At 61.9% G+C, this 12,376-nt stretch carries 9 protein-coding genes; 5 read left to right on the plus strand and 4 right to left on the minus strand.

The window, feature by feature from the left end; translation table 11 throughout:
* Positions 1-1,208: 1,208 nt before the first annotated feature.
* Complete coding sequence (locus R2601_RS02660; protein ID WP_040544309.1) at positions 1,209-2,141, minus strand: IS5 family transposase; 933 nt, start codon at positions 2,139-2,141, stop codon at positions 1,209-1,211.
* A gap of 14 nt (positions 2,142-2,155) precedes the next feature.
* Between R2601_RS02660 and R2601_RS02665 the strand changes: the two genes are divergently transcribed.
* The 3 genes from R2601_RS02665 to R2601_RS02675 all read left to right on the plus strand — a co-directional run bounded on the left by R2601_RS02665 (position 2,156) and on the right by R2601_RS02675 (position 6,102).
* The gene (locus R2601_RS02665) at positions 2,156-3,148 is read left to right on the plus strand and encodes a hypothetical protein (RefSeq protein ID WP_144266888.1); all 993 of its coding nucleotides are present in this window, start codon (positions 2,156-2,158) and stop codon (positions 3,146-3,148) included.
* Positions 3,149-3,492: 344 nt separating this feature from the next.
* Positions 3,493-5,451: a GmrSD restriction endonuclease domain-containing protein gene (locus R2601_RS02670; RefSeq protein ID WP_040544311.1), complete on the plus strand. Its 1,959-nt coding sequence runs from the start codon at positions 3,493-3,495 to the stop codon at positions 5,449-5,451.
* A gap of 42 nt (positions 5,452-5,493) precedes the next feature.
* On the plus strand, positions 5,494-6,102 hold the full coding sequence (locus R2601_RS02675) for a plasmid pRiA4b ORF-3 family protein (protein WP_007793152.1): 609 nt from the start codon (positions 5,494-5,496) through the stop codon (positions 6,100-6,102).
* A gap of 19 nt (positions 6,103-6,121) precedes the next feature.
* Here the strand turns inward: R2601_RS02675 and R2601_RS02680 are convergent, their stop codons facing one another.
* Positions 6,122-6,367, minus strand: a complete 246-nt coding sequence (locus R2601_RS02680) for a hypothetical protein (protein ID WP_007793155.1) — start codon at positions 6,365-6,367, stop codon at positions 6,122-6,124.
* A gap of 96 nt (positions 6,368-6,463) precedes the next feature.
* Here R2601_RS02680 and R2601_RS02690 point away from each other — a divergent pair.
* A protein-coding gene (locus tag R2601_RS02690; RefSeq protein WP_086003291.1) for an IS3 family transposase occupies positions 6,464-7,815 on the plus strand; the annotation gives its coding sequence in 2 pieces (ribosomal slippage) (positions 6,464-6,800 and positions 6,800-7,815; 1,353 coding nt in all).
* A gap of 1,094 nt (positions 7,816-8,909) precedes the next feature.
* On the opposite strand, the gene R2601_RS02700 is transcribed toward R2601_RS02690, so the two are convergent.
* Positions 8,910-11,198, minus strand: coding sequence for an adenosylcobalamin-dependent ribonucleoside-diphosphate reductase (locus R2601_RS02700; RefSeq protein WP_007793162.1), 2,289 nt, complete (start codon positions 11,196-11,198; stop codon positions 8,910-8,912).
* Between the two features lie 157 nt (positions 11,199-11,355).
* Between R2601_RS02700 and R2601_RS02705 the strand changes: the two genes are divergently transcribed.
* The gene (locus R2601_RS02705) at positions 11,356-11,787 is read left to right on the plus strand and encodes a DUF1489 family protein (protein WP_007793165.1); all 432 of its coding nucleotides are present in this window, start codon (positions 11,356-11,358) and stop codon (positions 11,785-11,787) included.
* Between the two features lie 9 nt (positions 11,788-11,796).
* Here R2601_RS02705 and R2601_RS02710 read toward each other — a convergent pair whose 3' ends face one another.
* Positions 11,797-12,312: a YdcF family protein gene (locus R2601_RS02710; protein ID WP_254656026.1), complete on the minus strand. Its 516-nt coding sequence runs from the start codon at positions 12,310-12,312 to the stop codon at positions 11,797-11,799.
* Between the last annotated feature and the right edge of the window lie 64 nt (positions 12,313-12,376).

A 12,376-nucleotide genomic window follows, 5' to 3' on the forward strand; every position in this document is an offset into this window, starting at 1 on the left:
CTGAATCACGCTGCTCAGGGAAAATCAATGGGGCCTGAGCCTAGCGAAGAACGTCAATTTCCGGCCAACGCACCGCCGATCTAAGCCTAGTCGGTAAGTCGACCCCCCTATGACAATTTGTCGCATGATACTTTGGGAAATAGAGGTCGGGGTTCTTAAGCACACCAAATCAGGTTGCTCTCTGAGATGCCGCCATAAAGTGTGTGAGCTCAACATTGTGCGCCTCTTGTGGACTGTGCACATTCTTGCCGTCCGATAGGTGCCGGGTCGGATGCCGCGCGGCGTGCCACGTTCTCCAGCATTGCCTTGCCGTCACTCGGCCAATCCCGACGTTCGCAAGGGCCACCACTGCAACAGGCCGGCTTCCCACACCGGACATTTATGACACCGCGCGGCATCGTCCAAGTGAACGAGGACCGCAGTGCGCACCTTCCAGCCGTTCGCCGCGAGTGCTTGATTTACACTGCGGCTGCGACGACCCTCAGGAAAGAAGGGCGGGGAGCGTTCATTCGCTGCCGGGACAACGTACAGCCGCTTTGGTACCGTTTGCGCCCTGACGGAATGCGAGCGATCCGTGGTGGCGTGCATGAACTCATTCATTGGGCAGGAGTGTTCCGCATTAAGATGAGCGCTGCTTGGGCGGGACCCTTATGCAACAGTGACTCAAAAAGGCTCCTGCAAGAATCGCAGAGAAATCGACTACAGGGCAATCATGCGGTTCTCCAAATAATGAATGGGCTCGCGTGGTCCGCTAGACTCTGCGAGCAGAAAATTTAACTCGGTTGCACCGACCCTCCTGAAGGACGGCCATTCGATGTCCCGCTTTGCAAGCTTCAAATATGCGCCGAGCGAGACGCGCCAAGTTCTTCGGGACCGCCTCTCGCGCAAGCTCTCCGTCATACCGCAAGATCGTTATCTCGACCCGAACCAAGCCTACACGCCCGACGTGGTGGCACTGCGTCTTCTTCAGGATATGAAGATATCGCCAGCTTCAGCTTGGGACGTAGCTGAGGCCGCTTACGAGTTCGACCCGGGCGGTCCGAAAGAGGCGGCCACTCTACCAGACCTCTTATCGTCCGGTCTTGTGCGCTTGGTTTGGGGAAGAGTCATAATCTCGGCGGGCGTCAGGGCTAGGGCGCTTAGGGCACCTGAAGGGCTCTGTTGCACAAATCGGGTGATGGCCGAGGTTCCCCTTTCCCCGGACGGACTTATCCCACGGCTTCCGTGACGGGTATGCCAAGCGCGGTATAGCGGTTGAGCACGGCGATGCGGACTTGGAGCTCGGCGACCTGTCGGTCGAAGTCCCGCGCCATGAGCCGTTGACCCAGCAGTTTGACACAATGCATTTTCGTTTCGACGCGGCTTCGGCGGTGGTATCCGCTCCATCGTCGCCACAGGGCACGGCCGAGGTATCTTGATGCGCGCAGGGCCTCGTTTCGGGCGGCCGCGCCAGCGGTGACGGTCTTCCATGGCTTGGCGTTCTTGCGGGGCGGGATGACGGCGTGGGCGCCGCGGTCAGCGATGGCATCGTGGCATTTGCGTGTGTCGTAGGCCCCATCTGCCGTGACGCTGCCGATTTCCTGGTCCGCCGGGACCTGGCCGAGCAGGTCGGGCAAAACCGGTGCATCGCCAATGTGGCTCCCGGTGATCTCAACAGACCGGATCTCCAGCGTTTCCTCATCAATCCCGAGGTGGATCTTGCGCCAGACGCGACGTTTCCGGCCACCATGCTTGCGGGCGTGCCATTCTCCTTCGCCCTCGACCTTGATGCCGGTGCTGTCGATCAGCAGGTGCAGCGGCCCCTTGGAGCCGCGATACGGGATATTGACGGCCAGCGTCTTCTGGCGGCGCGACAACGTGCTGAAGTCGGGCACCGTCCAGTCAAGGCCAACCAGTCGCAGCAGACTTTCGACGAACCCGGTTGTCTGCCGGAGGGCCATCCCGAACAGCACCTTTATCGAGAGGCAAGTCTGTATGGCGGCGTCGCTGTAGCTCTGACGGCGGCCACGCCTGCCTGTCGGCACTGCATCCCAGCTCATCTCGGGGTCGAACCAGATCGTCAGCGAACCTCGGCGCTTGAGCGCTTCGTTATAGGCTGGCCAGTTCCTGGTCCTGTAGGTTGGGAGTGTAGGTCTGCTCATGCATCACAGCTACCATGCTGGATTCACGAGATGAATCCCTTACGCGATTTGTGCAACAGAGCCCTCAGACGCTGCCGTTGCGGCTGGAAAACGCCAGCAGCCTCGTGATCGCCGGTGACACCCTTTGGGGTGCCTTCGACCTGGAAGCGGCAACCTCGAGCCTGCGTGCGCTGCGCCGCTGGCTCGACGAGGATCGTCGACGCAAGGTCGAATTGCTGATCCCTGAAGATACGGATCGGGTGGGGGCGACCGCCACCGGCCTGGATCGGCGGTTGGTCGATGGCCTGGTTGAATACGAGCGCAATGGTCAGATGTCGGTCTATGCGGCAGATTCAGGACGGCTGGCCCGCGCGCCCCGGATGATCGTCATCAAGTCCGAAGGGATGGACGAATTCTGGGGCGAGATGGATCACACCTCGGTGCTGGGTGGGCCGCTGAGCGGTGTCTCGCATCTGGGACGGACAGCCCCGCAGGACAGCTGGATCCATGCTAATATCGGCGGCATTCGTCGTCTTGACGGCGTGCTCGACACTTTCAATGCACGAATCCGGAAAATCGACTACCGGCCCGGCGATCCGCGCGATCACGCCCAGCTTTTCGAGGCGATCGTGGACCGTGAAGTCGATCTGCATGTCGAGGACCCCTGGTGCATCGCCCGTCCCGCCAATCGCGAACGTTTCGAGGCACTTCTGACGACCTTGCACCGGATCGGGGTGAAGGTCGGCCGTCTTAACCTCGTGTGGCAACCGGGCAATTGCCCGGAGCTCGATGCTCGGGCCCAGAGCGAACTGCTGAGCCGCCTTCTTTCCGGCAAGGGGCTGTATCGTGAGCTGCGCTTCGATCCGGCAGATCATCGCCGCAAGCATTTCCATGACCGCTTCATCGAGGCGGTGACTATTGATTGTCTGTCGCCGCTGGAGGTCCGCTACGATATCACCTCGGGGATCGACAACCTGATGGCGCGTCAGAAGGAATGCATCGTCTTCATGACGATTGACAGGCATTGAGCCTTGCCCGAACCGTCCCGCGGAGGCTTGCCTGGCGGGACGGAGCATGAAACCTCGGCGCGTCGGCTCGGAAGAACCGCGCGCCGTTCCGGCTATCGCCGCGGGCGGCTTGGTCTCGCCGCTCGCCGATTGCCTAATAGCTGCCCCGCTGGTCATCACGGCGCTGCAATTGACGCGTACTTCTGGGCATCGGCAGCACGCTAAGTTCATCGCATCCCTTGGCCCCGGCCTCGCTTCGTGACCGGCCAACCCGGTTTCGGCCCTGATTCATCATAAGCAACCTTGTGCAATCAGGCGGATGCAGGCCATTCTGTCTCAACGCCCAGTATATTATCGGTTGCCCAATGCAGATCTCTTCAATTCTCGAATATATCGACAAAGGCCACATGGCCCTTCCAGAATTCCAGCGTGGGTATGTCTGGGGGCGTGAACAAGTCCGCGGTCTTTTCCAATCGCTGTACAGAGGGCATCCGGTTGGCAGTCTTTTGGTCTGGGCGACCGATGCATCAACGGCAACCCATCGTGGCGACGGCCAACTGGCACCCGGTGTCGTGAAGCTGCTCCTGGACGGACAACAGCGGATCACCTCGCTCTATGGCGTGATCCGTGGCAAGCCGCCACGCTTCTTCGATGGAAACGCCAAGGCCTTCACCGACCTGAGGTTCAACCTCGAGACCGAGGAATTCGCGTTCTTCCAGCCGATCAAGATGGGGGACGACCCGCTTTGGATCGACGTGACCCAGGTCCTGCAGAAGGGGAACGCGGGGATCGGTGCCTTTGTGGCCACCCTGAGCCAGAACCCGGATACGCAAGCGAAAGTCGGCGACTACATCGGCCGCCTGAACCAGCTGCTGGGCATCCGTGAAAAGAACTTCCACATCGAAGAGGTCACCGGTCCGGACAAGACGCTGGACGTCGTCGTCGACATCTTCAATCGCGTGAACAGCGGCGGCACCAAACTGTCGAAGGGCGATCTGGCCTTGGCGAAGATCTGCGCGGACTGGCCGGAAGCCCGTGATACGATGAAGTCCAGCATCGGCCGCTGGCGTTCGGAAGGATATGACTTCACGCTCGATTGGCTGCTCCGCTCCGTGAACACGATCCTGACCGGAGAGGCGAAGTTCCTCTACCTTCACAGCCAGGATGCTGGTGACATTGAAGGCGCTCTGAAACGCGCTGTGAAGCATATCGACAGCAGCCTGAACATGATCGGAGGTCGCCTTGGCCTCGATCATAACCGTGTCTTGTTCTCGAAGTTCGCCATTCCCGTCATGGTGCGCTTCCTCGACTCCCACGGCGGCAAGCTGGACGAGAAGACCCGTGACAAACTCCTCTTCTGGTTCGTCCAAACCGGCATGTGGGGGCGCTTCTCGGGATCCGTGGAGAGCTTCATCGACAAGGATCTCGGCATTCTCGACCAGAGCGGGGGCGACCTGGACAAGCTGATTGGCGAGCTCCGGCTCGCCCAGGGCGGGCTGCGCGTTGAACCAGGGCATTTCCACTCGTGGAGCGTTGGTGCGCGTTTCTATCCCGTCCTGTACATGCTGACGCGGATGACCGAGGCGCGCGACTGGGGCACGGGCCTTCCGTTGAAGAACAATCTTCTAGGGAGAATGAGCCGGCTGGAAGTTCACCACATCTTCCCCCGCGCCCGCCTCTATGAAGCCACATATGCACGGTCTGAAGTTAACGCGCTGGCCAACTTCTGCTTCTTGACCAAGGATACCAACCTTTCGATCTCGGATCGTCGCCCCGAGGAATATTTCCCAGAGATCGAGGCGGCGCACCCCGGCGCCCTCCAATCGCAGTGGATCCCGCAGGACCCCGAGCTTTGGAAGATCGATAAGTACCGCGACTTCATCGAAGCCCGGAAGGAACTCTTGGCCGACGCTGCCAATGAATGCCTCGCCTCTCTGCTCCATGGCGACACTGCGATCCTGGAAGGATCGCGCTCGGCCAAATTGACCGACAAGGTTCTTCTCGGCGGCATCGCCAGCGAAGAGGAAGCCAATGAATTGGAAGCCCTTAACGACTGGGTGGCGCAGCAAGGCTTCGCGCAAGGTGAGATGTCCTTCGACTTCGTTGATGCCGAAACCGGCGAACAACGCGCGATCCTCGACCTAGTCTGGCCGAATGGTGTCCAGACCGAATTGTCCGAACCCGTCGCTGTTCTTTTGGGCGAGAGCGCGGAGTTGATCTCACTCGCAAGCTCAGCCGGGTATCGGTGTTTCACCTCGACGCGCGAGTTCAAGTCCTACGTCAACCGCCTTTCGGCATCCGGACAGGGCATCGCGGCGGAATAGAGAGACGCCGGTCACTCGTTCGGCCGTGTGGAAGGAGCCTTCATGGCACATCAGATCGCTCGACTGCGCGTGGAGCTCTTGCATATCGAGCCAACCATATGGCGACGGGTCGAGGTCAGCCTGACCACGAACCTACGCGCCCTCCATGAACTCATCCAGGGCGTAATGCCTTGGGAGAACTACCACCTCTATCAGTTCACGGTCGGGGAGCGTGACTACGGGGAACCCAGTCCGGAGGACGCGGCATGGGGCCACAAGGTCTACCATGCCAAGAACATGCGCCTGGAAACCTTGGTCGGGCGTAGCGTAGCAGACTTCGAATACACCTACGATTTCGGTGACAACTGGCAGCATCGCGTCGTCATCGAACATGTCGGAGTCGCGGATCCAGACGTCGACTATCCCCTCTATCTGGGTGGCGAGCGCACCGCGCCGCCGGAAGACGTCGGTGGCCCGCCCGGTTTCTTCGATTTCGTAGAAGCCATGGCCAATAGCCGTCACCCGGCGCACAAGGACATGATCCGTTGGTACGGGCGCCCCTTCAATCCAAGGGAATTCGGTGAGTCAGCAGTTGCCACGACCGTCCGCGACATCGCGGCCAAGAGGAAAGTGGCGATGCTGGCGTTCGAGCGGAATCGCCAGACGAGATAGGGTGAGCGCGCTGGCAGTTTCACTCGTCTATGATGTCGAAGTCATCTTCTTCGGTCGAAGGCTTGCTGCGCCTTTGTGGCTTCGGCGCACCTGCCCTCTTCTTTCCTAGAGCGTAGTCCGCCATGGAGGAAGACGGATGGCCGGGAAACCCTCCCTCGAAGCCCTGCACCATCTCCTTGTAGCTGAGGCCCAATGCAGACATCTTGCAAAGCTCGCGCCCATCGGTCCCGTCCTTGAGCACGAGGCCACCACCCTTGGGCGCCACTTCAAGACCTCGTGTCCGGCGTCAGCGCCCATGGGACATCTGAATTGATTTCGGAAAGGAGGGTTTCTGGCTCATCGTAACCACCAAGGAGTGGAGATGAGACAGAAACCCGGAACACCCAAGCCTTCCGCCGAGAAGGTTGTGAAGGACATCCGCCGACGCACCCGCAAACAGCATTCGGCGGAGGAAAAGATCCGCATCGTGCTTGAGGGGCTTCGCGGCGAGGAGAGCATAGCCGAGCTTTGCCGGCGCGAGGGGATTGCGACGAGCCTGTACTACAGTTGGTCCAAAGAGTTTCTTGAGGCCGGCAAGAAGCGGCTTGCTGGTGACGCAGCGCGCCAGGCGAGCAGCCCGGAAGTGAAGGTCCTGCGGGCTGAAGCCAGCGCGCTGAAGGAAGCCTTGGCAGAGGCCACCCTTGAGAACCGGCTGCTCAAAAAAAGTATGATCGGGGATGGGGGAGACCACGAATGAGGTACCCTGCATCCGAAAAGCTCGAGATTATCCGGCTCGTCGAGAGATCACATCTGCCCGCGGCGCATACGCTGGAGATGTTCGGTATTCCGAAGACAACTTTCTATCGTTGGTACGACCGATACCGATCCCTTGGGGAGGCCGGTCTCGAGGATCGCCGACCCCATCCGGGTCGGGTCTGGAACCGCATCCCTGATGCTGTCCGGCAGGATGTGGTCGGCTTGGCGCTGGAGGAGCCCGACCTCTCTCCACGGGAGCTTGCGGTGCGCTTCACAGATACGAAGAAGTACTTTGTCTCAGAGGCTTCGGTGTATCGCATCCTCAAGGCACACGACCTGATCCCGAGCCCTGCCTTCATCGTGGTCAAGGCTGCGGACGAGTTCCGCAATAAGACGAGCCGGCCAAACCAGCTCTGGCAGACCGACTTCACGTACCTGAAGGTGATCGGTTGGGGGTGGTACTATCTGAGCACCATCCTGGATGACTTCAGCCGATATGTGATCGCCTGGAAGCTCTGCACGACCATGCGGGCCGAAGATGTCACTGACACGCTCCAGCTCGCGCTGGAGGCGTCCGTTTACGACCAGCCGACCGTGCTACACCGACCACGACTTCTCAGCGACAACGGCTCATCCTACATTGCAGGCGATCTCGCAACCTGGCTGGAGGACAAGCAGATGGAGCATGTGCGCGGGGCCCCCAACCATCCGCAGACGCAGGGCAAGATCGAACGCTGGCACCAGACCCTGAAGAACCGCATCCTGCTGGAGAACCACTACCTCCCCGGCGCACTCGAGGCCGCGATCGAGACCTTCGTCGACCACTACAACCATCAACGCGTCCATGAGAGCCTCGGAAACGTCACCCCGGCCGACGTCTACTTCGGTCGCGCCAAAGCCATCTTAGCCGAACGAAGGAGGATCAAGTCCGACACCATCCGCCAGCGCCGCTTGCTCAACCGAACTCAGGCGGCCTAACCTCGAACAGTATGAGCCAGACCCTCCTGACCGGCTGAGCATTCCGGGTCCCAAATTATTTGATGACGGACAGCGTTTCATATTGAGAGTGAGTACATCATGCAGCTCAATCCAAGGGTTTTCGATAGTGTGCCCGCCTATGTAATAGATGGTCTATCTGCTTCAATTGGCGCAGATTGATCTATGACTTACTCCACCAAAACCTACTAGGTTTATTTGAACTGGGTGTGTTCCGTGGTTGCCCCTCTTTGCTCAATTGGCAAAGTCGTGACGCCTGAGATGAACTACGAGTGCAGCTACGATAATCGAGCTATCAATGCTGCCCACTCGTTGTCGGCTTCGCTGCGCAGAGCTCCCGCTCGCCCAGGGCGCAGCGAAAGCTGGCAGTCCGCCCTTCGTGCCAGGTCAGTTTGCCTTCCTGCGCCGGACGTGAGCGGTGTCTATGGGCCGGTTGAGGCCATCACTCTGTTCCAAGAGCTGCGACGCTCAGTGTCTTCCTGGGTAGCGTTGTGTCAACTGGATCAGGAAGCCCTCGCGAGGCGTCACTCAGGTCTGATCTCGCGCTGGTGGCGGCCAAGAAGGGCGACCAGTCTTCGGCCAGAAATTACCTTCTGACGCTTGAGGTGGATAAGGCCTCGTTCGACCGGGTCGAGGTCAACGTCTTCTCCACAGACGCGCGCAATGGTGTCGGCGTAGACATCGGTTGCCGTGATGGGCACCTGACAATTTCTCCGACGCTGATATCGGTTCAGGATCGTAGCGACAGTTTGCGTCTGCATCATAGTCTTCGTCAGAGCTTCCACCGTTTCAAAGCAACCTTGTGTTCAGGGTCTCACCATCGCGAGCGCCGCTGCGCCCTGCTCAGGAGCGCATAGCGACGGCACGACGGCCCTCCGTGACTTCATATCACGAACCGCACATCCCCTTCATACGCGAAAGGCGCCGGAGCGTCTGCTCCAGCGCCTCTATCACCGTCCTTCAGAGAGCAGCCCAGGGGCACCAGGCGGTACGTTTCGCCCTTGACACCCCTTGCGCAGACTTATGCTTCCGTTTGCGCATTCATCTGCTTTCTCTGACTAAGTAACCCCTTCAGCTCACCCACACTTCGAGTGCCCGCAGCTCGAGCAGGTCATGCAGCCCTCGACCATCATCATCGAGAACTGGCCGCAGGACGGGCACGCCTTGCCGCGGGGCGCGTCGAGGCCGACGACCTTGGCCTGCGGATCGGTCTTGAGACCCATGCCCTCGCCCTCGAGAAAGCCGGTGGCGATCAGGTGACGCTCGATCACGCCGCCGATGGCCGCCAGGATCGACGGGATGTACTTGCCCTGCACCCAGGCGCCGCCGCGCGGGTCGAACACCGCCTTGAGCTCCTCGACCACGAAGGACACGTCACCGCCGCGCCGAAACACCGCCGAGATCATCCGCGTGAGTGCCACGGTCCAGGCGTAGTGCTCCATGTTCTTCGAGTTGATGAAGACCTCGAAGGGGCGGCGATGACCGCCGACGATGATGTCGTTGATCGTCAGGTAAATGGCGTGCTCGCTGTCGGGCCACTTGAGCTTGTAGGTCTGGCCCTCGAGCGCCTGCGGGCGATCCAGCGGCTCGGCCATGTAGATCACGTCGCCATGCGGCTGGTTGGGCTCTGCCGCCGGCGTCGCGACCGCCTCGGGCGCCGCCTTCTTCTCCTCCGACACCGACAGGACCGAGCCGGTCACGTCGTTCGGACGATAGGTGGTGCAGCCCTTGCAGCCGGTCTCGTAGGCCTGCATGTAGACGTCCTTGAACGCCTCGAAGGAGATGTCCTCGGGGCAGTTGATGGTCTTCGAGATCGAACTGTCGATCCATTTCTGCGCCGCCGCCTGCATGCGCACGTGATCCTGCGGATCAAGCGTCTGGGCGTTGACGAAGTAGTCCGGCAGCTCGGCGTCGCCCTTCAGGTCGCGCCACATCTGGACCGCGTAATCGACCACCTCTTCCTCGGTCCGGGTGCCGTCCTTCTGCAGCACCTTGCGCTTGTAAGCATAGGCGAAGACCGGCTCGATGCCCGACGACACGTTGCCGGCATAGAGCGAGATCGTGCCGGTGGGCGCGATCGAGGTCAGCAGCGCGTTGCGGATGCCGTGGGTGCGGATCGCCTCGCGCACGTCCTCGTCCATGTTCATCATGTTGCCCGAGGCGAGGTACTTCTCGGCGTCGAAGAGCGGGAAGGCACCCTTCTCTTTCGCCAGCTCGACCGAGGCAAGATAGGAGGCGCGGGCGATGCGGTGCAGCCAGTCCTCGGTCTGGGCGGCGGCCTCCTCGGAGCCGTAGCGCAACCCCTTCATCAGCAGCGCGTCGGCTAGGCCGGTGACGCCAAGGCCGATGCGGCGCTTGTTCTGAGCTTCTTCTTCCTGCTCGGGCAGCGGGAAACGCGAGGCGTCGACCACGTTGTCCATCATGCGCACGGCGGTGGCGACGAGCGTTTCCAGCGCCGCGTCGTCGATCTCGGCCGCGTCGGTGAACGGGTCGGTGACCAGCCGCGCGAGGTTGATCGAGCCGAGCAGGCAGGCGCCGTAGGGCGGCAGCGGCTGTTCGCCGCAGGGGTTCGTCGCGGCGATCTGCTCGACATAGTTGAGGTTGTTGGCCTCGTTGATGCGGTCGATGAAGATCACGCCCGGCTCGGCGTAATCATAGGTCGCCTTCATGATCTTGTTCCACAGGTCCCGTGCCTTGACGGTGTGATAGACCTTGCCGTCGAACTTGAGATCCCAGGAGCCGTCCGCCTTCACCGCTTCCATGAACGGATCGGTGACCAGCACCGACAGGTTGAACATGCGCAGCCGCGCGCTGTCGGACTTGGCGGCGATGAACTGCTCCACGTCGGGGTGGTCGCAGCGCATGGTGGCCATCATCGCGCCGCGGCGCGAGCCCGCCGACATGATGGTGCGGCACATGGCGTCCCAGACATCCATGAACGAGAGCGGCCCGGAGGCGTCGGCGGCAACCCCGTGCACAATCGCGCCCTTGGGCCGGATGGTCGAGAAGTCGTAGCCGATTCCCCCGCCCTGCTGCATCGTCAGCGCGGCCTCCTTGAGCATGTCGAAGATGCCCGACATGCTGTCCGGCACGGTGCCCATGACGAAGCAGTTGAACAGCGTCACCGAGCGCGCGGTGCCGGCGCCGGCGGTGATGCGGCCTGCGGGGAGGTATTTGAAATCCTCAAGTGCCTCGAAAAACGTCTCTTCCCAGCGCTCGGCGTCTTTCTCGACAGAGGCGAGCGAGCGCGCGATGCGGCGCCAGCTGTCCTCGACGCTCATGTCGATCGGGGTACCGTCCGCCTCCTTGAAGCGGTACTTCATGTCCCAGATCTGTTCGGCAATGGGGGCGGCGAAACGGCTCATGGCAGCGGAATCCTCTTTGGCAGAACAGGCCTGATAGCAGGCACGAAGCTAGCACGTCCAGAGCCTTCGAGACAGACTCGCATCGACGTTACGCCACCACTACTTGCAACCGGTCCGGGGCAAACTACAATATGCTGCGGCATCTGTGGAGGACTCTGTGGACAAGTTCACGCACCTGATAAAGCTCAGCGCCGGGACCGAAAGCCTCGAGACGCTCGCGGCCTGGCAGGCAAGCCGCGCCGCCCAGACCGAGGACGGCCTGCCGCGCCACGTCACCCGGATGTGGCCGCGCCGCGAGGCCGAGGTGCTGAACGGCGGCAGCATCTACTGGGTCTTCAAGGGTCTGATCCAGTGCCGCCAGCCGATCCTGCGGCTCGATCCGGTGACCGGCTCGGATGGCGTGGAGCGCTGCGCCATCGTGCTGCAGCCGGGGCTGATCCGTGTCACCACGGCGCCGCGGCGGCCGTTTCAGGGATGGCGCTACCTCGCCCCGGAGGATGCCCCCCGCGATCTTCCAGCCAACCGCCAGGACGAGGACGCGCTGCCGCCGGAACTGGCCGGTGCGCTGGCCGAGATCGGCGTGCTCTGAGCGACCACACTAGCGTCCTGCCCCACGCAGCCAGTACCAGACAAACGCCGGGATCTCGCGCAGCATCGCCCTTGCCTGAGCGCCCATCCGCGCGCCCCCGAGGCCCGGCGCCGCCCCGCGTGCCCTGAGCCCCAGCCGCCGCGCCACCAGCAGCGCTCGCGGCAAGTGATAGGCCTCGCTGACGATCACCACGTCGTGCGCGCCCATCTCTTCCAGAACCGGGAGCGCGAAACGCAGGTTCTCCTCCGTCGTGGTCGACCGGTCCTCCCGGAAGAGCGCCTCCTCCGGCACCCCCGCCTCGCGCGCCAGCCGGCAGATCACCTCGGCCTCGGACGGCGCATGCGCGCCCTCTCCTCCACAGCCGAGGATCGCCCCGACCTCGCCCGACTGCCACAGCGCCACCGCGCGCTTCGCCCGCCGCCGCAGCGTCGGAGACGGCTCGCCCCCCGGCCACACCGCTGCCCCGAGCACCACCGCCACCGGCAGCGCCGACCTCTGCTCTTCTCTACGTCGACAAATACTCAAATCCCGACCATCCCGGCCCTCACCACCACTGGGCACACGCACCGCAGCGCCCGCCCGATCCCGC

The sequence above is a fragment of the Salipiger bermudensis HTCC2601 genome (genome assembly GCF_000153725.1).
Classification (GTDB): Bacteria; Pseudomonadota; Alphaproteobacteria; order Rhodobacterales; family Rhodobacteraceae; genus Salipiger; species Salipiger bermudensis.

Excerpts from the sequence above, each read along its gene's own strand:
- R2601_RS02660 (WP_040544309.1), bottom strand. The coding sequence starts at position 2,141 with ATGAGCAGACCTACACTCCCAACCTACAGGACCAGGAACTGGCCAGCC.
- R2601_RS02665 (WP_144266888.1), top strand. The coding sequence starts at position 2,156 with ATGCTGGATTCACGAGATGAATCCCTTACGCGATTTGTGCAACAGAGC.
- R2601_RS02670 (WP_040544311.1), top strand. The coding sequence starts at position 3,493 with ATGCAGATCTCTTCAATTCTCGAATATATCGACAAAGGCCACATGGCC.
- R2601_RS02675 (WP_007793152.1), top strand. The coding sequence starts at position 5,494 with ATGGCACATCAGATCGCTCGACTGCGCGTGGAGCTCTTGCATATCGAG.
- R2601_RS02700 (WP_007793162.1), bottom strand. The coding sequence starts at position 11,198 with ATGAGCCGTTTCGCCGCCCCCATTGCCGAACAGATCTGGGACATGAAG.